At 47.2% G+C, this 25,857-nt stretch carries 22 protein-coding genes and 1 pseudogene; 18 read left to right on the forward strand and 5 right to left on the reverse strand.

All coding sequences use genetic code 11. From position 1 onward, the window contains the following. The first annotated feature begins 29 nt into the window (after window positions 1-29). On the forward strand, window positions 30-830 hold the full coding sequence (locus O9139_RS28885; RefSeq protein WP_270885198.1) for an MBL fold metallo-hydrolase: 801 nt from the start codon (window positions 30-32) through the stop codon (window positions 828-830). On the opposite strand, the gene O9139_RS28890 is transcribed toward O9139_RS28885, so the two are convergent. Continuing rightward, window positions 799-1,008 carry a hypothetical protein gene (locus O9139_RS28890; protein ID WP_270885199.1) on the reverse strand — a complete coding sequence of 70 codons (210 nt, stop codon included), beginning with the start codon at window positions 1,006-1,008 and terminating at the stop codon, window positions 799-801. The genes O9139_RS28885 and O9139_RS28890 overlap by 32 nt on opposite strands. Window positions 1,009-1,222: 214 nt before the next feature. Here O9139_RS28890 and O9139_RS28895 point away from each other — a divergent pair, with 214 nt between their 5' ends. From O9139_RS28895 to rlmH, 3 genes are all read left to right on the forward strand, one after another. Then, window positions 1,223-2,446, forward strand: a complete 1,224-nt coding sequence (locus O9139_RS28895) for a S1C family serine protease (RefSeq protein ID WP_270885200.1) — start codon at window positions 1,223-1,225, stop codon at window positions 2,444-2,446. 40 nt (window positions 2,447-2,486) lie between these two features. Then, window positions 2,487-2,654, forward strand: a complete 168-nt coding sequence (locus O9139_RS28900; RefSeq protein WP_270885201.1) for a CxxH/CxxC protein — start codon at window positions 2,487-2,489, stop codon at window positions 2,652-2,654. Window positions 2,655-2,716: 62 nt separating this feature from the next. After that, window positions 2,717-3,196, forward strand: coding sequence for a 23S rRNA (pseudouridine(1915)-N(3))-methyltransferase RlmH (gene rlmH / locus O9139_RS28905; protein ID WP_270885202.1), 480 nt, complete (start codon window positions 2,717-2,719; stop codon window positions 3,194-3,196). Window positions 3,197-3,230: 34 nt separating this feature from the next. Here rlmH and O9139_RS28910 read toward each other — a convergent pair whose 3' ends face one another. Continuing rightward, the gene (locus O9139_RS28910; RefSeq protein ID WP_270885203.1) at window positions 3,231-4,193 is read right to left on the reverse strand and encodes an NAD(P)-dependent alcohol dehydrogenase; all 963 of its coding nucleotides are present in this window, start codon (window positions 4,191-4,193) and stop codon (window positions 3,231-3,233) included. A 111-nt stretch (window positions 4,194-4,304) separates the two neighbouring features. On the opposite strand from O9139_RS28910, the gene O9139_RS28915 reads away from it, so the two are divergent. From O9139_RS28915 to O9139_RS28925, 3 genes are all read left to right on the forward strand, one after another. Beyond that, the gene (locus O9139_RS28915; RefSeq protein ID WP_270885204.1) at window positions 4,305-4,889 is read left to right on the forward strand and encodes a Crp/Fnr family transcriptional regulator; all 585 of its coding nucleotides are present in this window, start codon (window positions 4,305-4,307) and stop codon (window positions 4,887-4,889) included. 774 nt (window positions 4,890-5,663) lie between these two features. Next, complete coding sequence (locus tag O9139_RS28920) at window positions 5,664-7,130, forward strand: MFS transporter (RefSeq protein WP_270885205.1); 1,467 nt, start codon at window positions 5,664-5,666, stop codon at window positions 7,128-7,130. Window positions 7,131-7,469: 339 nt separating this feature from the next. Further along, on the forward strand, window positions 7,470-8,231 hold the full coding sequence (locus O9139_RS28925; RefSeq protein WP_270885206.1) for an SDR family NAD(P)-dependent oxidoreductase: 762 nt from the start codon (window positions 7,470-7,472) through the stop codon (window positions 8,229-8,231). Window positions 8,232-8,329: 98 nt separating this feature from the next. Here the strand turns inward: O9139_RS28925 and O9139_RS28930 are convergent, their stop codons facing one another. Both O9139_RS28930 and O9139_RS28935 read right to left on the reverse strand, forming a co-directional pair. After that, on the reverse strand, window positions 8,330-9,103 hold the full coding sequence (locus O9139_RS28930) for an SDR family NAD(P)-dependent oxidoreductase (RefSeq protein WP_270885207.1): 774 nt from the start codon (window positions 9,101-9,103) through the stop codon (window positions 8,330-8,332). A gap of 31 nt (window positions 9,104-9,134) precedes the next feature. Further along, entirely contained in the window at window positions 9,135-9,872 is a 738-nt protein-coding gene (locus O9139_RS28935; protein ID WP_270885208.1) for an SDR family NAD(P)-dependent oxidoreductase, read from the reverse strand. Between the two features lie 175 nt (window positions 9,873-10,047). Here O9139_RS28935 and O9139_RS28940 point away from each other — a divergent pair, with 175 nt between their 5' ends. The 10 genes and pseudogenes from O9139_RS28940 (at window position 10,048) to rpiA (ending at window position 18,387) form a co-directional block, all read left to right on the forward strand. After that, complete coding sequence (locus O9139_RS28940; RefSeq protein ID WP_270885209.1) at window positions 10,048-10,704, forward strand: TetR/AcrR family transcriptional regulator; 657 nt, start codon at window positions 10,048-10,050, stop codon at window positions 10,702-10,704. Window positions 10,705-10,717: 13 nt separating this feature from the next. Continuing rightward, a complete protein-coding gene (locus O9139_RS28945) occupies window positions 10,718-11,320 on the forward strand; it encodes a class I SAM-dependent methyltransferase (protein ID WP_270885210.1) in 603 nt (200 codons plus the stop codon). Window positions 11,321-11,410: 90 nt separating this feature from the next. Next, a pseudogene (locus O9139_RS28950) lies at window positions 11,411-11,999 on the forward strand (uracil-DNA glycosylase). A 65-nt stretch (window positions 12,000-12,064) separates the two neighbouring features. After that, window positions 12,065-12,502: a hypothetical protein gene (locus O9139_RS28955; RefSeq protein ID WP_270885211.1), complete on the forward strand. Its 438-nt coding sequence runs from the start codon at window positions 12,065-12,067 to the stop codon at window positions 12,500-12,502. A gap of 179 nt (window positions 12,503-12,681) precedes the next feature. Further along, window positions 12,682-14,862, forward strand: coding sequence for a catalase/peroxidase HPI (gene katG, locus O9139_RS28960; RefSeq protein WP_270885212.1), 2,181 nt, complete (start codon window positions 12,682-12,684; stop codon window positions 14,860-14,862). Between the two features lie 291 nt (window positions 14,863-15,153). After that, window positions 15,154-16,347, forward strand: coding sequence for a ParM/StbA family protein (locus tag O9139_RS28965; protein WP_270885213.1), 1,194 nt, complete (start codon window positions 15,154-15,156; stop codon window positions 16,345-16,347). Continuing rightward, on the forward strand, window positions 16,344-16,727 hold the full coding sequence (locus tag O9139_RS28970) for a hypothetical protein (protein ID WP_270885214.1): 384 nt from the start codon (window positions 16,344-16,346) through the stop codon (window positions 16,725-16,727). The genes O9139_RS28965 and O9139_RS28970 overlap by 4 nt, the downstream gene beginning before the upstream one ends. A gap of 57 nt (window positions 16,728-16,784) precedes the next feature. Further along, window positions 16,785-17,243, forward strand: coding sequence for a hypothetical protein (locus O9139_RS28975; protein ID WP_270885215.1), 459 nt, complete (start codon window positions 16,785-16,787; stop codon window positions 17,241-17,243). 89 nt (window positions 17,244-17,332) lie between these two features. Further along, the gene (locus tag O9139_RS28980; RefSeq protein ID WP_270885216.1) at window positions 17,333-17,725 is read left to right on the forward strand and encodes a DUF1398 family protein; all 393 of its coding nucleotides are present in this window, start codon (window positions 17,333-17,335) and stop codon (window positions 17,723-17,725) included. After that, window positions 17,722-18,387, forward strand: a complete 666-nt coding sequence (gene rpiA / locus O9139_RS28985) for a ribose-5-phosphate isomerase RpiA (protein ID WP_270885217.1) — start codon at window positions 17,722-17,724, stop codon at window positions 18,385-18,387. Before O9139_RS28980 ends, rpiA begins: the two co-directional genes overlap by 4 nt. 10 nt (window positions 18,388-18,397) lie before the next feature. On the opposite strand, the gene rfbF is transcribed toward rpiA, so the two are convergent. Then, on the reverse strand, window positions 18,398-19,396 hold the full coding sequence (rfbF, locus tag O9139_RS33230) for a glucose-1-phosphate cytidylyltransferase (protein WP_333743057.1): 999 nt from the start codon (window positions 19,394-19,396) through the stop codon (window positions 18,398-18,400). A 623-nt stretch (window positions 19,397-20,019) separates the two neighbouring features. Here rfbF and O9139_RS28995 point away from each other — a divergent pair. After that, the gene (locus O9139_RS28995) at window positions 20,020-25,833 is read left to right on the forward strand and encodes an Ig-like domain-containing protein (protein WP_270885218.1); all 5,814 of its coding nucleotides are present in this window, start codon (window positions 20,020-20,022) and stop codon (window positions 25,831-25,833) included. The last annotated feature ends 24 nt before the right edge of the window (window positions 25,834-25,857 follow it).

Below are 25,857 nucleotides of genomic sequence, written 5' to 3' on the forward strand. Positions count from 1 at the left end.
AGCTAGCATGACATAGAGGAGCAGGTTACATGGGAGTAAGATTTACGGTGCTGTCAAGCGGGTCGACGGGGAATGCGACTGTCGTAGATAATGGCGAAGTCAAGGTGCTGGTGGATGTAGGCTTCAGCGCCAAGAAGATGGAGCAGTTAATGAAGGAGCGCGAGCTGGCAGCCAGCAGCATTGATGCTATTCTGGTCACGCATGAGCATTCCGACCATATCAAAGGGTTAGGCGCATTTGCCCGCAAGTATGACCTGCCTATTTATGCGAATGAGAAGACATGGGAAGAGCTTAATCGGCAGATTGGCGAGATTGCTGAAGACAAGAAGCGGGTTATGGACACAGGCGCGATGGAGGAGTTCGGCACGTTGAAGGTGGAGTCGTTCGGCATTTCGCACGATGCTGCCGAGCCTGTCGGCTACTGCTTCTATGAAGGCGAGCAGAAGCTCAGCGTGGTCACCGATCTTGGTTATATGAGCTCGAAAGTCAAAGAGAAAATCACGGATTCCGACGCCCTGGTGCTGGAGACCAACCATGATGTGGAGATGCTGCGCATGGGGCACTATCCTTGGAGCATTAAGCGGCGGATTCTCGGGGATAAGGGTCACTTGTCCAATGAGGCCGCAGGGGAAGCGCTCTGTGAAGTGATGACCAGCAAGACGAAGTCCGTCTACATGGCTCATTTGAGCCGCGATCATAATTTAATGGACTTGGCTAGGCTAACCGTGAATAATATTTTACAAGAGCGTGCCCCTGAGGCTAAACAGCTGCGCTTGATGGATACTTATTTTGACCGGCCTACGAAATGGGATGAGTTGGATTCGGAGTAAGCGCGGCATCCAGTTCTTTGGATTTGGTTTGAAGCTCTTGCGCCGTCACAATGCCCTTCTCTATTAAAACTTGAATGAGAGATGAGAGCACGAGAGATTGGTTGTAGTGGCTTTCTTTCAGATCTGCCAGCTTGCCGATCATGTTGATTTCGTCAAAATGGGAATGGATTCGGTTCATCGGTCATTCTCCTTTAGGTTTAGGATCAAAGATTTCAGGTAACTCTAGTATTTAGCTGCAAGATTTGGTTTACTATTATTGTAGGCAATTCGAGGGCGAAACATTCCTATTTTTTATAAAAATGAAAAGCGTAACCGCCAAGGTTGTTGATCAAGCAGCGAGGACTTTTATTGCTTGTTTATTGATAGCCTCTGCCATTGAGGGGGATCCCGGTATGAGCTTGTTTGATGATGATTTCTATTCAACGAAAACGACAAGACAACGGCAACCGAAGCCGCGTAATTGGCGGCCAAAGAGTTCGTTTGACATCATGGCCTTCGCCGATCGCAGACGGAATGTAGCCATTGCCGCCGCGATTATCGGGGCTTTATTGATGCTATTTCTGATGTGGATTATCGGATTAGTTCGTCACGGAAGCCAAGTTGGAACCGTTGCGATGCCGGCTGCCGCCATTACGGATGTACGTCCGCTGAACAATGACAGTGTTATTACGGCTACGGAAAAAATCAAGCCTGCTGTGGTCAGTGTGATCTCGACCAAGAAGGATGATAAAGGGCAAGAAACCGGCATGGGCATCGGATCCGGTGTCATTTTTGGCCGCAATGGCGATAAGGTGCGTATCGCGACTAACAGCCACGTGGTAGAGAATGGGAACCAATTTGAGATTGTTAATTTCCAAGGCGAACACCGTCCGGCAACGCTCGTCGGACGTGATCGGATTACCGATTTGGCTGTCTTGGAGGCGGATGGGAAAGATATTAAGGTGATTGCTGAGTTTGGCGACTCCGACCAACTGCGGACCGGTGAGACGGCGATTGCCGTTGGCAATCCGCTCGGCCTTGGCTTCTCGCCAACGGTGACACAGGGCATCATATCCTCGCCTAAACGCACGATCCCGGTCTCGTTGACGCGCGATGGCGGCGATTACGACTGGGAGATGGATGTCATCCAGACGGATGCGGCGATCAACCAGGGCAACAGCGGCGGCCCACTCGTGAATATCGAAGGCAAAGTGATCGGGATCAACTCGATGAAGATTTCCGATACCGGGGTGGAAGGGCTAGGTTTTGCCATTCCGATCAATAGCGTAAAACCGGTGATGGAGACGTTGATTAAGGATCATAAAATAAAGCGTCCGCTGATCGGGGTGTCGACGCAGGAACTGCAAGCTTTTAGCGGGACGGATGTATTAAAGCTGCCTGCTGATGTGAAAACTGGAGTTATCGTCTTCGATGTCTCCGGGCCTGCCAAAGATGCCGGTCTTAAGGCGCAGGACGTCATTGTTCAATTGGATGACCGCAAAATCGACAGCACAATCTCCCTTCGTAAATATTTGTATAATGAAAAGAAGATCGGAGATAAAGTGTCCGTAGTTTATTATCGCGGCGGCAAAAAATTGACCACAACGGTCACTCTTGCGGAAGCCAGCGACAAATAATCAACCAATGAGATACAACGCAGATGAGAGAGGTACTTGCATGTACGTAGTATGTAAAGATCATGTGGAAATCGCTATTGATGATTTTGTTGACGTTTATGAGGAAGCACCGGACATTGTGGACCTGGAGAAGACCCATTTTGCCAATTGGGAGCCGCCGGCGCATTGTGAGCACTGTCAGGCGTCAGCACGATTTCTAGTCGTATGAGGGAGGCGCGAGCCTTCCTTTTTGTTTTATTTGTGATGAATAGCTGAGAGGGGAACATGTCCTTGCATATACAGATACTTACGGTTGGGAAGTTGAAAGAGCGCTATCTCGTTGACGGGATTGCGGAGTATGTGAAGCGCCTTGGGCCGTATGCCAAGGTAACGATGGTGGAGGTGCCGGACGAGAAGGCACCGGAGAACATGAGCCCTGCTGAGGAGCAGCAGGTCAAGGTCAAGGAAGGTGAGCGGCTGTTAGCCAAGCTCGCCGCAGACGCTTACGTCGTGGCGCTGGCTATCGACGGTGAGATGTGGTCGAGCGAGCAGCTGGCTGCGTCGCTCGACAAGCTGGCCACCTACGGGCGGAGCACGGTGGCCTTCGTCATTGGCGGCTCGCTGGGGCTCTCTGGCGAGCTGCTGCGCCGTGCGGACATGCGGCTGTCGTTTGGCCGCATGACGCTACCGCACCAGCTGATGCGGCTGGTGCTGGTGGAGCAGATTTATCGCGCTATGCGGATAAATCGGGGGGAGCCGTATCATAAGTAACGGCAAGTTTTTGTGCGAAAGGGTCATGGCTGGCCTAGAACTTAATTATCACGTTACCTTTTTTACGTTCGGTCTCTACATATTTGTGGGCATCGGGCAGAAGCTCCAGAGGATATCGACGATCGATCACAGCGTTCAGCGTTCCATTGCTTGCGAGTTCCATGAGAAACGCCAAATTTCCTTTGTTTTGCATAAGGCCGGCTGTTGCAAAAACAGCCCGTTTGCCTTTAAACAAGGAAGTCCACATCATTTGTAAGAGGATAGACAGCTTGAACGCGGTAGTCAGATAAATTCCCTTGGATGTAAGTACACGCTTGCATGCCGAGAAGGATCGTTTGCCTACTGTATCAAAAACGACATCGTAGGCTTTGTTCGCCTTTGTGAAATCCTCCCGGGTATAATCAATAATGAAGTCTGCCCCTGCTTTTTGGACCAAATCTCCGTTGCCAGCGGAGCAAACAGCGGTGACTTCCGTGCCATAGTATTTGGCAAGTTGCACCGCATAAATGCCTACAGCGCCAGAGGCGCCATTGATCAGCACTTTCTGACCCTTCTGCAGCTTGGCCTTATCTCTCAGAAACGTCAATGCGGTTGCACCGCCATCACAGACGGCGACGGCTTCTTCAAAGGTGATGTTATCCGGTATTAACGCCAGGGGGCTTTCTTCTGAAAGGCACTTGTAATCGGCATGTGCACCGAAGGTTTTGACGCTCATCGCCAATACGCGATCCCCTGCTTGAAAACGGGTTACTTCTTTACCGACCGCTTCGATCTCTCCGGCTAATTCGCATCCTCCAATTGCATATTTTGGTCTGGACCATCCGTAGATCAATCTAATCATAGATGGATCGCCCTTGCGAAAAGCGCAGTCTGACGGCCCTACTTTGGCAGCCTGGATACGAATAAGAAATTCCTTGTCTTTAGGCGACGGTTTCGCGACTTCTTGCGGGACAATCACTTCCGGTGAACCATACGAGATTTGAACCATGGCTCTCATGGGTTTTCCCTCCTTTTTTGATCCATTCAATGATCCTTTACAATCGGCTCCTTAAAGTTAGAAAATGGATAGTAGAAAGAGTTGAAGAAAAGGAGATGAAGGAAAGCGGTAATGAAGGACATTTTATATAAGTATATGTCTAGATGGACTTCCCTTAACGAAGAAGATCAGCAAGCTATTGTGAGTGAAATCCGTATAGAAGAATTTAAAAAGGGGACCTTTCTTTTTAAACAAGGAGAAGCCCCTACCAAATGTTATTTCATCCTGAGAGGTTGCGTAAGGCAGTATGCGATCGATGAAGAGGGAAGAGAGGTTACCTCCAACTTCTACACTGAAGAGCAAGCCATCGCCATTTTCAATCATCACAAACCAGACAAGTCGTCCGATTACACCTTCATATGCATGGAGGATTCGGTAATGGTCGTTGGCGACTTGGATGCGGAAAAGGACATGTACAACAAACATCCTCAATTGGAGTCGATGACCCGCAGGATGATCGAGGAGAATCTCGGTCAGGTTCAAGAGGAATTCGCTGTTTTTATCGCTTCTTCGCCTGAAAAACGGTTCAAGACGCTGCTAATGAAACGTCCATCTCTCATCGACCGGGTGCCCCAGCATCAATTGGCCAGTTATCTCGGCATGACGCCGGAGTCACTAAGCAGAATTAAGAAGAGAATCTACACAGACCTTCCCTGACCCGATAACCCCATTAGTACCATGTAAAAACCCCCTAAGTTTAAGTAATGATTACATTCTAACTAGGGGGATGTTTGCGTGCATTGATTTAAGTCAAGAGACGAGCCTTGAGAATTGGAAACCCGCGGATGCCTTAAGAAAAAAGCTTGCCGTTACAGACAGCGCGGAGATCTATATCACAAATAATCACAAGTTTTAGGCCCCAATATGCTCCCCGAATCAAGGGGACTCATGATGTCAAACCCAAGCTTTGTAGGTTGAAGATTGATAATTATTATGTTATCTTATTTAATATTCTAATCTTCGTTTGTTTAATAAACAAAGAAAGTAAATATTTTCAAATAAATTTTTGGAGGAGGGATATAATGAATTATTTTGCGCAATCTTTCTATAAGGGATTCAGGCAGTTTTTTTATTCTATTTGAAAAGACTATAAACAAGTTTGCAAAAATGTAAGGGTTTTATTATGTAAATTTACTTTTGCTTTGATCTGATTTAATGGGAATTTAGAAATGTCAGCTAGAAAGCCAGCTAAGATCGAATTTACTGAAAATTAGGTTTGGGATTAGGGTAAGGGTCATCTAATGAGTCTTCTTTGATAGGCAGCCTTGTACACTCCATCGGACTGTACAAGCTCCCAGTAGTCGGAATTAAGACGAATTTAGCGGCCCAAAAGTCCATTGGACTTCTAGGGGTGCGGAAGTCGTTTAATGTAATAGAAAGGAAATAAACCTAATATTTTAGCGGAATTTTATCTTGAGAGGAGTACTCATTATGAGAGATAACACACAAAATGTACAGCAGGATGAGTATCGCAAGCTCAATCTTGGTGAACGTATTGGCTACGGTTTTGGAGACTTTGCTCAAAACCTTGTCTTTGGTACAGTTGGAGGCTTTCTTGCCCTTTATATGACGACTGTCAATGCTATCGGTACAGCAACAGCAGGTTTTATTTTCCTCTTTGTCCGTATCATCAATGTTATCTGGGATCCAATGGTCGGGACTTTTATCGATAAACGCTCATCAAGAGCAGGTAAATATCGTCCTTGGTTACTTCGTGCAGGTATTCCGCTGGTTATCTTGGCTGCGCTGCTATTTGCACCCATTCCTGGTGTCCGCGGCTCTGTGCCCTTTATCTTCATCACTTATTTGTTGCTTGATTTGGTTTATTCCGTCGTCAATATTCCTTATGGCTCGCTGAACGCTTCATTGACCCGTGACCCTGATTCCGTTGATCAAATCACAACGACTCGTATGATGCTTGCAAACGGTGCCAATCTTCTCGTTTATACATTGTTCCCCATGTTTGTTCAAATGGTTGCATCTAAAGACCGTTCACTCAAAGATACCGGTCTGTTTGGATTAAAACTTAATATGGGGACTTATACGGACCCTTCTGCAGGTCATGCTTGGTTTAGCGTTTATGCCGTTTATATGATTATAGGAGCCGTTGCGCTTTTCCTTTGCTACAAGCTCACGAAAGAACGCGTTGTCGCTAATGCTGAACAATCGGCACAAGTTAAAGTCTATGATTTCTTTGTTGAATTTAAGAATAATAAACCATTGGTCATTTTAGGAATATTCTTCATGCTGGCATTTACATTTATGTTTTTTATGAATACGGTTAATGGGTTCTTTTACCAGTATACTGTCAATCACTCGGACTGGATGGGTGCAGTGGGTCTGATTGCCTCAATACCTGGTATCGCTTTTACAGTCTTCTGGCCAAAACTCAAGAGAATCTTCGGTAAGAAAGGCTTCTTCCATCTGTTTCTCGGTATGTTTGTTGTCGGCGAAATCCTGACTTGGATTTGGAGTCTTGATGGTATGCACGATCAGCTTTGGTTGGCTTATGTTTCAACTTTCATCAAACAATGGGGCTTGAGCTCAGCGACTGGTTTCATGTGGGCACTTGTTCCTGAAGTGGTCTCTTATGGCGAACTGAAGTCTGGTAAACGTAATGCTGCTATTATCAACGCTATAATGGGGCTTTTCTTCAAGATCGGCTTTACGCTTGGGGGTGCCGTTCCACTTTGGTTCCTTGCCGCTTATGGATTTGATGGAAATGCTGAGCACCAACCGGCTAGCGCCCTTTCAGGGATTAATATGACTGCTATTTGGATACCTGCTGTTCTTGCTGTTGTTTCTATGATTGTGATGCAACTCTATCCATTGTCGGATAAAGACGTTGACAGCATCAATAAACAACTTGATGCAAAACGCGCAGAAATGAAAGCGTAACGCTACGCTTGTCACAGTCAGCAAGAGGCTCAGAAGTAACCCTTAGCTGTCGATATGGCTTTAGGCGATATGCGCGGTAGAGGCCTTGAGGAGAAGCCGGGCAAGCTTGTCCCAGTCATGAATCAAACGTATAGGAATAATGCCGTAGGGCTAAAACTATGGTAGAGTATGCGTATTAAATGAGAAAGGTAGGGCACCCAAGTGTAGAGTGCCTTGCCTTTTGATGCTGAGGGACGATCTCTATTATTTTGTCATAATTAAAATTTAGTACTTTTATCCTAGGACGAGTATGACGCTTGCGATAGGAAGTGAAAATATGATTAGAAGGAGTGGTATTGCATGTATCCAAGCTTTGATTTAACCGGAAAGATTGCTGTTATTACTGGTGCTAGTATGGGAATCGGCTATGGACTTACAAAAGCGTTAGCTCATGCCGGAGCGACTGTTGTAGCAGCAGCACGCAATCAAATACAGCTTCAGCAGCTATGCGAGGAAATTCGTCAAGAGGGCGGCAACGCATTTGCAGTGTCATTAGATGTCACCAATGTCTCCCAGATTGAGTCCGTTATGAACCAAATTGCACAAGAACATGGACGCATCGATATTCTCGTGAATAATGCGGGGCTCGGCGACAATCATCCCGCGACAGAAGTAACGGAAGCGGATTGGGATAGAATGATGGATGTAAACCTGAAGGGCTTGTTTTTTTGCTGTCAATCTGCCGGTAAAATTATGCTCGAACAAGGTTATGGGCGTATTGTTAACATGAGTTCGCAAGCAAGTGTGGTCGGAATTCGCGACCATGCCGTCTACTGCACGACTAAGGGTGGAGTAAACCAATTAACGCGTGTCCTTGCACTCGAGTGGTCAGCACGTGGAGTGAATGTTAATGCAGTTGGACCTACGTTTACATATACGCCGGGAACCGCTGAACGGCTTGATAATCCTCAATACTTGCAAAGCGTGCTTAAGCGAATTCCGGCAGAAAAGGTAGCAAGTATCAAGGATGTTGCGGGTGCTGTCATTTATCTTGCATCTCCGGCAAGCGACATGGTGACGGGGAGCATTCTTATGGTTGACGGAGGCTGGACCGCTCAATAGGAATGACGTGCAATATGAATTCGAGATTAGCACACAAAAACGCCCTCTCCGCTTCCTACGAGGAAGCGGAGAGGGCTACAATGCTTGCTCTTACCGTGTTATTGGCTGATTTGTCCGCCATCCACCGTGTAAATGGATTGGGATACATAGGAAGCGTCTTCGGATAGCAAGAAGACAGCTACATTAGCAACCTCTTCCGCTTCTCCGTATCTTCCCATTGGTACAGCGGCGCCAAATGCTTTTCTTGCTCCTTCAGCGTCCGCAGGAACCGTATTCTTCTCAATCTGACGCATCATGCGGGTATTAATGACCCCAGGCGCCACGGCATTCACTCTAACGCCAAACGGGGCCACTTCCAATGCAACGACTTTGGTCATTCCGATGACGGCATGCTTGGAGCTATTGTAGCCAACAAAACCAGGTGCTCCGATTAATCCTGCACCGGAGGAAGTATTTACAATGCTGCCGTACCCCTGTTTCTTCATCACAGGTACCACGTATTTCAAGCCAAGGAACGCACCCTTGACATTGACGTTGAGCACCAGATCGAACGTCTCGGTTGGATAATCCTCAACGTTCGCAGTAATGCCTTCGATCCCTGCATTGTTGAAGAAGCCATCTATTTTACCGAATTTATCAACGGTTGCCTTGACATAGGCTTTGACGTCTTCTTCGTTTGCCACATTGGCTTGAATGGCAATCGAATTTGCATCACTTAGTCCCAGTTCAGATACGGCCTGTTGAACGGCATCAAGATTCAAATCCACCAAAGCCAGCTTAGCTCCTTGCTCTGCTAGTTTTTTGGCCGTCGCTTTCCCGATTCCGCCCGCCGCGCCTGTAATGATAACCACTTTTCCCTCGAATTTTGTCATGATTGATTACCTCCTTTAGATGATGGAAGAATTATTGAGCCGTATACCCGCCATCGACAATTAGGCTATTTCCGGTCATGAACGAAGAGTCGTCAGAAGCCATGAATAGTACGGCTTTCGCCATTTCTTCCGCCTTGCCAAGACGTTTCATTGGAGTCATCTGCGCCAAATCTCGCTTACTTTCCTCAGGAATAATCGGAGTATCAATAAAACCTGGGCATAATGAATTTATGCGAATATTGCGTTCCGCGTATTCAAGCGCAAGCGAACGGGTCAGGTTAATAACGCCGCCTTTCGCCGCGTTATAGGCAGCCGAACCGGGTGATCCGACCCATCCGTACATCGAGGCGGTATTGACAATCGTGCCCCCGCCTTGCTTCAACATTTCACGGATAGCTTCTCGCGCTACCAAGAATACACCATCCAAGTCGACATTTACGGTATTGCGCCACTCGGAATATTCAAGATCATGCGAAGAATGAACACGCCCGATCCCCGCATTATTAAAGACGACATCCACTTTTCCGAAAGCTTCAACGGCTCGTTTGAAAATATCAGCAACTTCTTCTTCGATTGTGATATTTGCTTTTAAAAATAATGCATCGGCATGGAGCGCTTTTAGCTCCTTCTCGAATGCCAGCCCTTTTTCTTCATTTAAATCAACTAGAACCACTTTGGCCCCTTCTGATACAAACAGACGCGCTGTCGCGGCACCGATACCAGATGCTCCACCAGTAATCACGGCTACTTTGTTATGCAGTTTACCCATGGTTGATCCTCCTAGTATAATGATTAGAAATATAAAATTAAGCTTTAAAATTACTATTTTGCGGTACAAGTTAATTGTACTATTCTGTTCACATATAACAATCATCAAGGTTCTGGCTGATGTTCAAGCAGTAGACACTTTAATATGAAATGTCTTTTTGGGAGGAGGTTTATTCATGAATGATCGACAACGAAATCGGACAAAAGAGCATTTGAAATCCGCTTTTATTAAACTCATTAAAGAGAAGGGCTATCATAACGTTTCCGTAAAAGACATCGTGGATTGCGCCGCTTATAATCGGAGCACCTTCTATGTGCATTATCAGGATAAAATACTATTGGCTGAGGACATGCTTGCTTCTATGATTCAGGGCCTGGAGGATTCCGTTGGCCAACCGTATTACCCTGGACAGCAGATATATGCAAATAAGCTAAACGCACCTTCGTTTGCTATTATTAGTTACATTTATGAAAACCGCGATTTCTTTGAGCTTATTAAATATGACGATACATTACCGGGGCTGCATACGGAATTTCCACAAACTATCTTGAAGATCTATAAGGAACAATTTATTTTTGAAACCTTAAACCACGCGCAAGTCAATATGGACTATTTTAAACGCTATACGGCTTTTGGTTTTTATGGACTGATTCTGATGTGGATCAAGAATGACTTTAAGGAGTCGTTAGAGGAATTTATTAAAGAAGTCATCGACCTTACGAAAACACATATCCATTCTATTAAGTACGTGGGGAAAAATGGTGATTCGCCCAATTCTTCCGATACGGCTAACCGAATTGTCTCGCTAAAGGATTCTTGGAGCAAAAAATGAGGGAGAGATACGAATGGGAAATACCGATAAGTTTGAAATGATCGCTAATATATATGACACGCCTGAAAGGGTCCAGATTGCCAAGGTATCATCAGACGCCATTCGTAATTATTTAGTTGATGCTAAAAGTAAGCAAGCGATTGATTTTGGCTGCGGAACAGGTCTTGTCGGTTTGAACTTGATAGACGAATTTAAGTCGATACTTTTTCTGGATACATCAGCGAATATGATTAACCAAATCAAACAGAAAGTTTCTGATCTTCAAATTCAGAATGCAGATACGTTATGCTTTGATTTTGAAGCGGATGACCTATCGAATCTTCGAGCGGACTATATATTTATGGCTCAAGTTCTGCTGCATATCAAGGATATTGAATTCGTGTTAGCAAGGCTTTTTGATGTTCTGAATGAAGGCGGGCATTTACTAATTGTAGATTTTGATAAAAATGAAAAGGTAGCGTCAGATTTCGTTCATAACGGATTCAACCAAGATGAGCTGGCTGACAGGATGACCCAAATAGGCTATAGGGGGATTAGCTCCGAAACTTTTCATACGGGAAGTAAAATATTTATGGGACAAGATGCATCTATGTTTGTTCTGGATGCTCGGAAGTAAACGTTTGTCCCTAACAATCATGCAAGTTTTCTTTTGGGTGGGCATAATGGATATGTTGCTATCGAAAGGAAGGAGCTGCATGACACGGAAATGAATCATCCCTTTGTAATTTTGACTGAAGAACAAGCACCGGAGGGTGTAGAGCATTGTGAGCTTTGCGAACTTTCCAAGCAGCGGACTCGTGTCATCTGGGGTGAAGGAAATCAGAGTGCGTCAACTTGTGATGATCCTGGATAACCCAGGAGCGCGGGATGATCAACAAGGCAACTCATTTTTGTGCGGTACCCGAGAAACGCTTCAACTTGGCATGAGAGAGGCGGGAATAGATACAAACGGCGTCTATGTCACTTACTTGCTTAAATGCCGACCCAGACGTGCTTACAATAAGCCTGAGGCTAGAGCAGCATGTCTTTCTCATCTGCAGATGCAGCTCTTGCAGAAACAACCGCTTATATTATTTGGATTTGGTAACGTTGTAGCGGAGGCCTTATTCCCTGATATGGAGAATGTTAGTGTCAAGGAATTACGAGGCAGTTGGCACGAGTTTCAAAGTACACCCATTAGTTTCTCCTATCACCCACTTGCAGTACGAAGGAGACCTAATTTACTAAGGTTCTTCATTGAGGATTTGAAGTCTTTAAAGGAAAAGTGGATGGAGCTTCAACACGTTAGGCATTAGATCATACAGTCAGGCCATCCCCCAGGATGGCCTTTTTTTCGCCTATAAAGGGATATGAGCACATAGTGTTAGCAGTCATTTTTTTCTCGCCGCTTTTTTCCGCTGCTACTGATGCGCTCCACGACACTCTCGTCGTTTTTTTCAAAAGCAGGGCAGCGACGACCATCGTCATAACTGGAGTGAATGTATATAGAATGCCTCACCCGCCGATGTGGGATGCTGAAGCCGAACGTTTGCTGCGTGAAAAAACTAAGCGGGTGTATGGCGGCCAGCAACTGGACTTTATACAAGGCTTGCCGCGGTACGCGAGCTTGATCCAGCCAAGTGTAACTGGGACGGACATGGCTATGAAAGAGGCGGTGAAACGGAAGGATAGCGTGTCTAGCGGCCCGCATATTGGAGTGCCGGTCAAAGCGATTATTAGAGGAGGTAAGCAAAGGAAGCGAATCAAATCGGGTATAGAACTCAAACGACGTTCTAGCCCTTTTTTGCGTTTCACTTAAGCCGCTCATAGCGCTCACATCACTTTTTGTGGACATATTTGGCAGGAGTGGACATATATTAGCTTGAACATGTTTATTGTGAACTTTAAAAAAAAGTTGCTTTTTGCTATAAATAGTCTTATAAATATAATTAGAATAATTATTATTTAATATTAATTATAAATTTTGGAGGGATCGACATGGATCATACAAATGCTAACGCAGGCAAATGCCCATTCCACCACGGCAGCGCAACTAGTCACACAACTAGCGGTACGACAAATAGAAACTGGTGGCCAAACCAGTTGAACTTAAACATTCTTCATCAGCATGACCGAAAAACGAACCCGATGGGCGAAGCGTTTAATTATGCAGAGGAATTTGCCAAGTTAGACTATCAGGCCCTGAAGCAGGACCTTCGTGATCTAATGACCAGCAGTCAAGATTGGTGGCCGGCTGACTACGGTCATTATGGTCCATTCTTTATCCGTATGGCTTGGCACTCTGCTGGTACATATCGTATCGGAGACGGCCGCGGTGGAGCAGGTACAGGCACACAGCGCTTTGCACCGCTGAATAGCTGGCCTGACAACGGCAACCTCGACAAGGCTCGTCGATTGCTTTGGCCGATTAAGCAGAAGTACGGTAACAAGCTTTCCTGGGCTGACTTATTCGTGCTTACAGGTAATGTCGCTATTGAATCCATGGGCGGCAAGACATTTGGATTTGGCGGCGGACGTGAGGATGTTTGGCATCCAGAAGAAGACATCTACTGGGGTGTTGAAACGGAATGGCTAGGCGATAAGCGTTATACAGGCGATCGTGAGCTGGAGAACCCGCTTGCGAATGTTCAAATGGGTCTTATCTATGTGAATCCGGAAGGTCCGAATGGCAAACCAGATCCGCTTGCCAGTGCGCGTGACATCCGCGAAACGTTCAAACGGATGGGAATGAACGATGAAGAGACCGTCGCGCTTGTGGCCGGCGGACATACGTTTGGTAAGGCGCATGGAGCGGGAGATGCAGCACATGTTGGTGCAGAGCCGGAGGGCGCTTCTATTGAAGCTCAAGGTCTAGGCTGGCTTAGCACGCACGGATCCGGCAAAGGCCGCGATACCATCACCAGCGGTATCGAAGGGGCTTGGACAGCCAATCCGACGCAGTGGGATAATGGCTTCTTCGAAATGCTTTTTGGATACGAATGGGAGCTTACGAAGAGCCCGGCAGGCGCACATCAATGGGCACCTATTAATCCAGTCGCAGAACATCTCGCCCCAGACGCAGAAGATGCTTCCATTCGGGTGAAGACGATCATGACTACAGCGGATATGGCGCTGCGCGTGGATCCGGCGTACGAAAAGATTTCCCGCCGTTTCTATGAGAATCCGGAAGAGTTTGCGGATACATTCGCACGGGCATGGTTCAAACTTACACACCGTGATATGGGTCCTCGTGCAAGATACTTAGGTCCGGAAGTTCCTGAAGAAGTTCTGATCTGGCAAGATCCTGTACCGGCTGTCGATTATGAATTAACAAATCAAGAAGTTGAAGAGCTTAAAACTAGAGTTTTGGCCTCCGGACTTACAGTCAGTGAGCTGGTAACAACGGCTTGGGCTTCGGCCAGCACTTTCCGTGGCTCCGACATGCGTGGCGGCGCTAACGGTTCCCGCATCCGTCTCGCTCCACAGAAGGATTGGGAAGTGAACCAGCCGCAACAACTTGCGAAAGTCATTGCGATTTTGGAAACCATCCAAAAAGAACTCGATAAGCCAGTTAGCTTGGCGGACTTGATTGTACTAGGCGGCAGCGCTGCTGTAGAAAAAGCTGCAAAGGATGCAGGCTTTGAGGTTACTGTTCCGTTTGCTGCCGGTCGCGGTGATGCAACGCAGGAGCAAACCGATGTAGAAAGCTTTGCAGTGCTTGAGCCAGTCGCTGACGGTTTCCGCAACTATCAGAAGAAGCAGTATAGCGTAAGTCCAGCAGAGCTTCTCGTCGACAAGGCGCAGCTCATGAAGCTTACTGCACCGGAAATGACCGTGCTCGTTGGCGGCCTGCGTGTACTAGGCGCAAACTACAACAACACGAAACACGGCGTATTCACCGATCGTGTAGGCACGCTTACGAACGATTTCTTTGTTAACCTGTTGGATATGGGCGTTCAATGGAAGCCTGTAGACGGCGGTGTATACGAAGGACGTGACCGTAAAACAGGTGAAATCGTACGTACAGCGACGATTGTTGATCTTGTGTTCGGTTCAAACTCTGTCCTTCGTGCTGCAGCAGAGGTTTATGCGCAAGACGATAACAAAGAAAAATTCGTGCGTGATTTCATCGCGGCTTGGGTGAAAGTTATGAACGCAGACCGTTATGATTTGAAATAAACATGGCGAGGCAAGCATACGCTTGATCCCCCAATAAGAAGGCCATCCCTTAGGGATGACCTTCTTTGCATTGTTCCACGTGGAAACATCCATCAAGTTTAAACCTCAAACGTTAACCTTTAAACTTTAACTTTTAAACTTTAAACTTCAAACGTTAAACCTCAAATCTTAAACGTTAAACTTCATTCCATAGCCAAATCAAAACTGTTAAAAATTCCTAATAACCCACTAAAACGCTGTCCCTACTTCGAACCTATTTACTATCAAATGAGGTTGGGAGAGGAAATAGACATGGCTAGACCCGATATTCTTACCACAACCATTGATTTATCCATTGATAATGGCAGCAGTCACATTAAAGGCATATATGACAATTTGAATAACACGTTTATTTTTCCGAATGTGGTGGCTCAGCCTTTTGGGGAGCGTTATTTGCTGATGGAACAGGGGGATCCCTTGGACTTCCTGGACGTTCAGATCACGTCCCATGCGATTGATACGGAGCAGTACCGCCATGTGTATGTTGGCAATCTAGCGATTGGCGACGAAGGTATCGTTCATGAAATCGTTGGGGATAAAGCCGTACAAAAGAAGGCGCAAAGACCTGAAACGATGGTCACTCTCCTTACAGCGGCAGCCTACGCGATTGCTAAGAAGCACGAAGAGGCAATTAAACGCGGTAAAAATAGAATCAAAGCCGCTGTTAACCTTGGGACAGGGCTCCCGATTAGAGAAATTACGAAATTCAGAGACGAATTTGCGCAAAAGATTATTGGCGGCGTACACTCCGTGACGTTTGTGACGACACCAATTTTCAAGGGAGTCTCCATCGAGATGGAGTTTATGCTGCCGACAGATATCAGTATTGATGATGTGTCCGGTGTCTATGACATGGAGGCAACGTCTAAGACGCAATTGTCCCATAAGGGCTTCGGCATCGCGGACGTAGGCGGCGTCGATATGGACATCGCGTTTTTCAGACCAGGGCTTGATTTGGACCAGCGGTATTCCACCGGCGCCAAAATTTATTTGAACGACGCCTTGGAAAGCATTCGCAATGAGATCAACGCGCAAGGCGAGGAGTTAATTTCAAGTACGGCGGAATTAACGCTGATGCTGGTGAACAAGGAGTATGAAATCTACGCAGAGGGTAAAGTTGCTTTTGACATGACCCATCTGGTCAATCGCCACATGCGAATATTGGCGGAAAAAGTGCTGAAATACGCTCGCAATTCTTGGAAGCATGTACGTTATGCCAATGAATTTTGGTTTATTGGCGGCGGAGCTGTCGTCCTCCAGCCTTGGATTGAGAAGCTCAACGCGGAGCTCGGTCTGCCGATTCGCTTCGACCATTCGGATTTCAGCCAATTCCGCAACGCTCGTGGTACGTTCTTTTTATTGGAGCATGCCTTGAAACGAACTGTTGAAGTGGCGGCAAGCATCGAATCTGAGAGAGGAACTGAGAGCGGGAGCGGTTCGGATTGAAGAAACGGAGATCAACGGTTCTGGTTACGCCAGGTAAGGATGTGACGCTCTATATTCCGTCAGACACGCCACCTCAGGTCATCCACTATATGAATCAGTTGAAAACAGAAGGGACGTTCAGCCAGGGAATCATGGAAATCCTCATCAAACATATTCTCGCAGAGCCCTCGTTGACGATACCATCTAGCGAGAAAAACTTATCTAGCGTCTATGAGCCCTTCTCAGATGATGCTGATTTCATAGAAGAACCCGTTGGGGACGAGGATCAAATGGGACCCACGGACGAACCGGTTGCCAGCAGCCAGATAAGCTACAGTCTGGAAGACATTTTTCGTCAAGCCAGCCGGAATGCCGGCAAACTGTTTGACCAACGTAATTGAGGGGTAGAGCAATAAGCAGGCGGGTGAACTCCGATTATAGGCAAAGGGGGACATCGAATGTCATCTGAACAGGTAAACGAAAGTACACGCGGTTATACGCATTATGAGGAAATTTTTCGCCAGCCCGATCTGGATATTTATACGCAAATGGCTTATATCGTACTCAAAAGCACGACTTCAGAAACGCATATTCCTGAGTTAAAGAACATCTCCAAGCTTGGCCGAATGAGTGACAAACAGATGATAAAGGCGTTGCAAAACCTTGTGGAGCTCAAGATTTTGTCCAATAAATTTTATCGGCGCATGGTTGGCGATTTCATGGATGACCGCCTCTCATGGGCGGCCAAGGGCTTATTCTTGTTCTGCAAGGACAATCCAAATATTGATTTGGAAGAGCTGCTGGAAATGGCCTGTGAATCCGGTGAGGATCATCAAAGTATACGGAAATCTTTAAAAGAGCTAAGCGATTGCGGTTATTTGGAGGAATATCCAGCTTGGAAACGGCTGGCCATATAAAATGTATAAGCAATGAAGCATCCGCCATAAACGGATGCTTTTTACTTGCCAAATTCAGGGGTATACTAGCTATAAAAGGAGAGATGGCTATGGATATTTCGGAAGTAAAGCGAATTATTGAGGTTTCTAAACAGGAGAAGTGGCCTTATCCCCAAACTTTCCAAGCATTAGCCGCAGCAGGGGTAACTTCTTACCGGACGGATCTGACGGATAATGTCACTATTTATGATGGAGATGCTGACAGCTATGAGGACCGGCACTCCACTATGGCGGAGAGGCTGGAGATTGCGGACAGATTTCAAGCCGATGAGGTGCAAAAAGGGCTGAGGCATCACCAGGAGCATCGTACAACCTACACGGACTTTTTGAAAACGATGGCGGAAGCGGGAGTACAATATTACTTGGTCGATATGGCGAGCCGCAACATTACGTATACGAGTGGCAGACCCGATGAGGCCTATGTGGAGCGTGTGCCGGAGTGAATGAGAAGCAGCTGGCCGGCGAGAAGGCCGTGGAGTTCGTAAAGAGCGGAATGATCCTTGGTCTAGGAACAGGGTCAACGGTGTATTTTACCATTGTAAAAATAGGAGAGTTGGTTAAGAACGGCCTGCAAATAAAGGCAGTTTCGACTTCCGCGGCTACGACGCATTTGGCGGAGTCGTTGGGGATCCCGCTTGTTTCCATTAATGAGGTGGAAAGCATTGATCTCACCATTGACGGCGCCGATGAAGTCGATAAGCAGTTTAACGCGATTAAGGGCGGCGGCGGGGCATTATTTTTTGAAAAGGTTGTGGCGCTAGCATCCAAGCAGGTGATCTGGGTCGTCGACTCGCGGAAGAGAGTTGAGCAGTTGGGTCAATTTCCTTTGCCAGTTGAAGTTACGAAATTTGGGCATACGCATGTCCTGTCGCGATTGGCGGCACTAGGGCTCAATCCGGCAGTAAGGAAGGTGGATGGACAACCCTATCTGACAGACAGCGGCAATTATATCATCGACTTGCATATAGGTAAGATTGAACGCCCCTCTGAGCTCAATGATACATTGAATGCCATGACAGGCGTGGTTGAACATGGCTTATTTTTGAAGGTCGCACAAACCGTCATTGTTGGAAGCAATGGCGCCGCGGATGTGCTGAGTTGCTGAGATTGACGGCTTAGACGAACAAAAGGATAGTTGGACTGCATAACTTCAGCAGTCCAACTATCCTTTTATTTATTATTAGCCCTTTGAGTTTCAATTTTTGCAGAAGGCTCATAACCGCTTTGTCTTCCTGTTTCAGTGCGTCCATTGCAGTGATAATCATTGTCTCCGCTTGGCTGAAGAGCTGGCGAATCACGGCGATATTCGCAGCTGTCAAGGCTGGGTCTTGGTTAGCGTCAACCAAGCCCTCTTGGCTTTGCCTAAGTGAGTCGAGAAGATTTTTGACTTTGCTTTCTTGAATGACCGTAGATCCAACTCCGCCCATAAGGAGATCGTTAGTGACACGGTCGCTGAGCCGGAATGAGCCCAGTTGAAATTGGATTTCACCCGTCATGTTGGCTGCTGCCAGCTGTTCCAAGGGCTCCTTTTCAAATGCAGTTGCATCTCCATCAATGTAATCCAAGACCTTCGGCTGTAAAACAAAAAAACCTCCATTGACCCATCCACCGTCACCCATCGGCTTTTCATTAAATCTGGAAACTTGATTATCTTCGCCGATAGTGAGAGAGCCAAATCTGCCAAAAGGCTGGATTGCCGTTACAGTAGCCAGTTTGCCATGCGACTGATGATAGCTAACGATATCAAGAATGTTGGCGTTGATAACTCCGTCTCCATATGTTAGAAGGAACGGTTCGTCGCCAATGTATTTGCGGATGTGCTTCACTCGCCCTCCTGTCATGGTGTCACTGCCTGTGTCAGCCAGTGTGACAGACCATTGGTCTACTTGCGGTGACAGGTATTGTCTGCTTGGTTTGCGAAAGTCAAAGGTGACATCAGAAGCGTGCAGTTCGTAATTGGCGAAGTACTCCTTAATGACGTGACCTTTATAACCCAGGCAAACTATAAACTCATTGAACCCATAATAGGAATATATTTTCATAATATGCCAGAGAATGGGTCGCCCGCCGATTTCAATCATTGGTTTAGGTACTATGCGCGTTTCTTCACTGATTCACGTGCCCATCCCCCCGGCCAAAATAACAACTTTCATGCAATTCCCCTCTCTCTATGAATAGTGGATTACTATAAGATATGCGAGAATTGCTGCTTAAAGGTACAACAATAAATAGTCAAATAGATAACGTTTCAGTAAAACCCCCAAGAAGCGAGTTTGATGTCATATTTAATCTGCACTTGTAAAAGATTGTCGTTGATTTAAAAGGAGGAACGTGGAATAATAAACAAATATAGTTCTAAGTACCCAGTAGTAGGTTGTTAGTCTTTATTATATTTAGGATAAAAGTAATGATTTGGATCAGAATAGGGGGCGTAATTCAACAATAAACTACATAAATTTACATTAATTGTTTGATTCTACGATGAGAGAGGAAAGGATTGAGATTTTTGCAGCTTAAAATATTTCGTTCAACTGTAAGCGTGTTATTGGCAGTTGTCATATTTGGTTATTCACTATTTTCAGGTTTTGTACAGCCGGCTCAAGCAGCTTCTACATTTGAAGTAAATGTTAATCATACTCAGATGAATTTTAACACGCCTGCGACAGGGGCATGTACAAACTCCAAGAATCCTTCTACATACTCGGCCTCGACAAACTGGAGCGTTGGCGATCAATGTTTGTATACCAACGTATTTACGGGTCCGGATACAAATGGGCAAGCCCTCACGGTTGACGCGGTTGTTACGATCAGCAAGATTGATGCAAACGCCCATATCAATGTGTTCGATTTGCCTGATAGCACGTATGATGGCCGCTTTAACCCTGTCATTTATACGGATGGTACAAACGGTCAGGGAGACCGTGGAGTCACTTTTACCGTTAACTTTTATAAGCATTCGGCGAATTTAAGCTTAGGCACGCTGGGTACGGCAGATGTCGTACAGCTTAAAGACTTTTATATGACAGTCATCGATATTGATGGAAATTCGAGTGCACTCACGGAGTATGTTGAGGCTTCTGGTTTCCAAAGCTATCAAGTAGATGCAAGTACGCAATTATCAGTCAAAGAGACGACAGGCGGGCGCGTTCAGTTTAGAGGGATTTCTACCTCTATTAATGGACTGGTGTTCGACAAAAGCGATTCTGCGATAGTCTATTATAAGAATCCGATTAGTTCGATTAGTTTGGTAGGCGGGAACACGGGGCCTCTTGGTTCGCAAGGAAGCACATCGCAAAGGCAATTCTCTTACGACTTCGGTGCTTCCGGCGGTGTAACGAAATCTGTATTTACAAATGGAGTAACCAAAGATACGCCTGTAGCTCCAACGAAGCCGGTGGTTAACTCGCAGAGCGTAACAACCGCGCAAGATACACCTCAAAGTATTACGTTGACAGGGGCTACTGCGGATAATGGAACACTGGTCTACAGCGTTCAAACTGGACCTGCGCATGGCACTTTAGGACCAGTGAGCGGTAGTACAGTAACGTACACGCCCGCGCCAGGTTATCTAGGAACGGATAGTTTTACATTTATCGCGACAAATGGGACTGTAGCCAGTGATCCGGCTGTGGTCAGCATTACCGTCACACAGGGCAACCGTACGCCGGTGGCGGCATCGCAGTCCGTCGATACGGGAGTGAATCAGAGCAAGCTGATTACGCTGGCCGGCACTGATGCGGATGGAGATAATCTGACCTACGCCATTGGCACCGGACCTGCCCATGGTACGCTTAGTGCAGTGAGCGGCACGAATGTGACATATACACCTGCGGAAGGTTATGCAGGTTCAGATAGTTTTACCTTTACTGCAGCGGATGGCAAGGCGACAAGTGCACCAGCTGTGGTCAGCATTACCGTCACACAGGGCAACCGCGCGCCGGTGGCGGCATCGCAGTCCGTCGATACGGGAGTGAATCAGAGCAAGCTGATTACGTTGGCCGGCACTGATGCGGATGGAGATAATCTGACCTACGCAATTGGCACCGGACCTGCGCATGGTACGCTTAGCGCAGTGAACGGTGCGAATGTGACATATACACCTGAGGAAGATTACGCAGGTCCAGATAGTTTTACCTTTACTGCAGGGGATGGCAAGGCGACAAGTGCACCAGCTGTGGTCAGCATTACCGTCACACAGGGCAACCGTGCGCCGGTGGCGGCATCGCAGTCCGTCGATACGGGAGTGAATCAGAGCAAGCTGATTACGCTGGCCGGCACAGATGCGGATGGAGATAATCTGACCTACGCCATTGGCACCGGACCTGCGCATGGTACGCTTAGCGCAGTGAACGGTGCGAATGTGACATATACACCTGAGGAAGATTACGCAGGTCCAGATAGTTTTACCTTTACTGCAGCGGATGGCAAGGCGACAAGTGCACCCGCGATGGTCAGTATTAACGTCATACAGAGCAATCGCGCGCCTGTCGTGGCGCCGCAAGCCGTCACGACAGATGAGAATCAAGCCAAACAGATTACACTGGCTGGCTCTGATGCGGATGGAGATAATCTGACCTACGCCATTGGCACCGGACCTGCGCATGGTACGCTTAGCGCAGTGAATGGCACGAATGTGACATATACACCGACTGCTGGCTATAGCGGACCAGACAGCTTCACTTATACCGCGTCGGACGGCAAGCTTACAAGCGCCCCGGCAGCAGTTACGATTACCGTAACGGCGATCAATCATGCGCCAGTGGCTGATGGACAAGCGGTGACAACGGATGAAGATCAAAGTAAGACGATCACGTTGAGCGGCACGGATCCAGATGAAAATAATCTGACCTATGCCATTGTCACCGGGCCTGCACATGGAACACTAGGTCCAATCAGCGGCGCAAACGTTACGTATACACCGGCTCCGAACTATAACGGTGCGGACAGCTTTACCTTTACGGTAACGGATGGCAAAGCGACAAGCACCCCGGCAACGGTAAACATTACGGTGACACCGGTGAACGATGCGCCTACAGCCAGCGGCAAAGATGCAACGACAGCGGAAGATCAGAGCACGGACATCACCTTGCTTGGGGCAGATGTGGACAACGATCAACTCACTTACGCGATCGCTACTCCACCTGCACATGGCACAGTGACAATCCAAGATAATGTGGCGACGTATACACCGGCTCCGAACTATAACGGTGCGGACAGCTTTACCTTAACGGTAACGGATGGCAAAGCAACAAGTGACCCGGCAACGGTAAACATTACGGTGACACCGGTGAACGACAAACCTGTCGGTAACCCGCAAACCGTAACTACCAACCAGGAGACCTCCGTAGGTATTACTCTGACAGGCTCCGATGTGGATACACCGGCAGAGCAGTTGGTTTATCAAGTACAAACAAATCCGGCACACGGCACGCTAACAGGCAGTGGCAGTTCCTTGACTTATACGCCGGACTTTAATTATGTCGGCTCAGATACATTTACTTACGTAGTTAATGACGGTAATTCGGACAGCGAGCCTGGCACTGTTCAAATCCAGGTCAATGCGTTTACACCGCTGGATGGCTGGGTCGGTAACCGTGCGCAGCATGAAACCTTGCCATATGTCATAGCAGCGCCTGGCGACCCGTTGAAGTTGTCCGCGGCAAGCGCCGTGACAGCGGAGAAAGTCGTTGCAACGGTCGGGCAGGATCAAGTTTCTCTCCTCTTAATGAATGGGGAAACCGCAGCTGCAGACGGGAAAAAGATTTGGAGCACTACAAACTATCGGTTGTCCGATAACATGGCCGCAGGTGATCTGAAAGCAGTTTTCACCGCTTATGATGGCAACAATCAGGTTACACAGCAAGAGGATGAGCGGCGTGTTCTGGAAGATAACGCATATCACATTCGCACTGAAATTAATTTGCGAGGCACCATTACCGATCAGGCTACGAAGCAGCCGATAGCGAATGCGCTGGTTACTTTGTACGATCCTACGGGAACGAATAAGATCGGTGAGACATACACAACCGGAGTGGATGGCAAGTACCATTTTGACCACATTAAAACGAAAAATTATTTGATCGTCATTAAACGCGATGGCTATGGAACGAAGAAAAGTGTTATTTCGGCACTGCCGACGGACCTCACAAGCACGGAAATCGTACGCGACTACGAGCTGGTGAAATTCAATCTGGCGCTTTCGGCTAATCCTACGGCAATGGTAGGGGACGGTGTCTCCACGTCAACATTGAAAGCAGTTCTGACAGATAAAGACGGACTGCCAATCCCTGGTGTTGAAGTTGAATTCTCGGCACCGCGAGGTGCTCTCCTGGATGCAGCCAATGCGCCGCACCTTACGCAAATTGCAGTCACGAATGCTCAAGGGGAAGCAACGGTGACATACCGTTCAGAAAAAATCGAAGGCATTATATCGCAAAACGTTCCAATTACAGCAAAAGTGGACGATTCAACACATAACTTGTACGCAACTGAACAACTTATTGTCACCTTCCAGCCTGCGAGCTTGAAGGGCATCGTGACAACGAACCAGGATGCGGATGGCAACGGCAAGCCTGATCCCGTTGTAGGGGCGATTGTGAAAGTAACCAAAGATTTTGATGGCGATGGCATTATTGATTTCACAGGGGAAGCGGTAACCGGACCTGACGGCAGCTATTCCATTGCTATTCCGCGTGGTGACTCGGATTACAATATTGCCATTACGAAGACGGTCACACTAGACGGGCAGAGCAAAGAAGTAACGTTTGCTCAGACGGCCCATGTAGGCGTTGTTACGGGTTTGGGTAGGGAAAACTTCCAATCCATCAAAACGATTAGCGGTATCGTGAACAGCAAAGATTCCAGCGGTTTGACGAAGCTGGCGCCGCCGGTTGAGAGCAATCTGCTGGTGTACTTCAAGGATACAGCCGGCCACTATATTGTGGATGTGGTAACTGGGGAGCCGAAGGGCTTCCCAGTCGGAGCGGACGGCGTATTTAGCGCCTCGAACGTCAACCAAGGCATATATACGCTGGAAGTTCGTTATAAGCATGCAGACGGCAAAGAAATCATTATCAACCAGCGCGCAGATGGCACACTGCCGGTTGTCAGCGTGACGGACGACGGTCAATTGAATATTGACGAAGAGCTGATTGACCCGTACGGTACAATTACAAATGCATCTACGAATCAACCTATTGATGGCGTACACGTTGTCTTGTATTATGCCGATACTGCGCGTAACCACGGCAAGGGCATTGCACCGAATTCGAGTGTAACACTGCCGGCGATGCCAGGCTTTGCTCCGAATAATAATGCCAACCCGCAGAATAGCGATAGCTTCGGTAACTACGCTTACATGGTGTACCCGCAAACCGATTATTATCTGGTTGCTACTAAAGAAGGTTTTAATACTTATACAAGTCCGACAATCTCAGTAGAAACAGCAATTGTTCGCCACGATTTTACAATGTCGCCTAAGGAAAGCAGCTCCGGCGGTGGCGGCGGCAGTGTCTCAGTGTCTTCGACTCCTCAGGGGACGACTAAGCCAGTCGTGGACGCAGCAACGAATATTCTAATCGGACAAAGTGTTTATGAAGAAGGCAGTAAAGTTCCAGTGACGGTAGAGTTCGGCAATTTATCCGGTACGAATGAAGGAACTGGAACAGTGAAGCTGGAGCTTCCGACAGGTGTTCAAGTGGTAGATGCCAACGGGGGTAAGGTGGATGGCTCGACGATTACTTGGGAAGTTCCGCTGCAGGCTTCCAAACCGACAGTAACGTTTAAACCAATCCTCCAGTTGCCGCAGATCAACGGAAAAGAGCAGCAAATGGAACTGACCACATTTTTCATTTACGATGGAACTCTGAAAAATCGGGATTTGGCGAAGTCCTCTGTGAAATTGGACGTCGTTTCCAACCGCTTCGGTGATCATGAACATTACCGTTATATTACAGGCTATCCGGATCAAACTTTCAAAACGGATCGCAGCTTGACCCGCGCAGAGCTTGCCGCCATTATGGCACGCTTGATTGGCAAGTATGACGGCGCTGATCCTGGTTATAAAGATGTAAGCAAGAAGCATTGGGCTTATGGCTACATTAAGGCTGTTACAGCTGAAGGCTTGTTCGCGGGCTACGATGATCACAGCTTCAAGCCGGATCAGCCGGTTACCCGCGCAGAGCTTGCAGCGGTTATGGTTAAGTTTCTGAAGGTGAATAAAGGAACACCGGTTAACCTCCATTTTAAAGATATTAAAGGCAACTGGGCGATGGCTGATATGGAAGCTTTGTATCGCAATCATATGCTAAGTGGCTATGAAGACGGCACTGTGAAGCCGAACAGCCCGATTCGCCGGGTAGAGGCGGTCGTGTTGATTAATCAAATGCTGTATCGCGGACTGCTTGCCGATATCAAACCGACGTTCCCAGACGTGCCAGCCAAGTATTGGGGTTTCGGGCATATCGAGGAGTCTTCCGTATCGCACAAATCCAAGTGGGATAGCGCTGGCGTGGAACATTTTACGGATCAGCTCCCGGATCAAGTGCAGTAAAATCACTAGGAAGAAGGTGTCCCC

This window comes from Paenibacillus aestuarii, assembly GCF_027789125.1.
In the GTDB taxonomy this organism is placed as follows: Bacteria; Bacillota; Bacilli; order Paenibacillales; family NBRC-103111; genus Paenibacillus_E; species Paenibacillus_E aestuarii.

Bases quoted from the DNA above. Each gene is read 5' to 3' on its own strand.
- O9139_RS28900 (WP_270885201.1), top strand. From the start codon at position 2,487: ATGTACGTAGTATGTAAAGATCATGTGGAAATCGCTATTGATGATTTT.
- O9139_RS28925 (WP_270885206.1), top strand. From the start codon at position 7,470: ATGTATCCAAGCTTTGATTTAACCGGAAAGATTGCTGTTATTACTGGT.
- O9139_RS28940 (WP_270885209.1), top strand. From the start codon at position 10,048: ATGAATGATCGACAACGAAATCGGACAAAAGAGCATTTGAAATCCGCT.
- O9139_RS28930 (WP_270885207.1), bottom strand. From the start codon at position 9,103: ATGACAAAATTCGAGGGAAAAGTGGTTATCATTACAGGCGCGGCGGGC.
- O9139_RS28890 (WP_270885199.1), bottom strand. From the start codon at position 1,008: ATGAACCGAATCCATTCCCATTTTGACGAAATCAACATGATCGGCAAG.
- O9139_RS28895 (WP_270885200.1), top strand. From the start codon at position 1,223: ATGAGCTTGTTTGATGATGATTTCTATTCAACGAAAACGACAAGACAA.
- O9139_RS28915 (WP_270885204.1), top strand. From the start codon at position 4,305: ATGAAGGACATTTTATATAAGTATATGTCTAGATGGACTTCCCTTAAC.
- O9139_RS28945 (WP_270885210.1), top strand. From the start codon at position 10,718: ATGGGAAATACCGATAAGTTTGAAATGATCGCTAATATATATGACACG.
- O9139_RS28885 (WP_270885198.1), top strand. From the start codon at position 30: ATGGGAGTAAGATTTACGGTGCTGTCAAGCGGGTCGACGGGGAATGCG.
- O9139_RS28980 (WP_270885216.1), top strand. From the start codon at position 17,333: ATGGATATTTCGGAAGTAAAGCGAATTATTGAGGTTTCTAAACAGGAG.
- O9139_RS28920 (WP_270885205.1), top strand. From the start codon at position 5,664: ATGAGAGATAACACACAAAATGTACAGCAGGATGAGTATCGCAAGCTC.
- O9139_RS28965 (WP_270885213.1), top strand. From the start codon at position 15,154: ATGGCTAGACCCGATATTCTTACCACAACCATTGATTTATCCATTGAT.
- O9139_RS28935 (WP_270885208.1), bottom strand. From the start codon at position 9,872: ATGGGTAAACTGCATAACAAAGTAGCCGTGATTACTGGTGGAGCATCT.
- katG (WP_270885212.1), top strand. From the start codon at position 12,682: ATGGATCATACAAATGCTAACGCAGGCAAATGCCCATTCCACCACGGC.
- O9139_RS28910 (WP_270885203.1), bottom strand. From the start codon at position 4,193: ATGAGAGCCATGGTTCAAATCTCGTATGGTTCACCGGAAGTGATTGTC.
- O9139_RS28975 (WP_270885215.1), top strand. From the start codon at position 16,785: ATGTCATCTGAACAGGTAAACGAAAGTACACGCGGTTATACGCATTAT.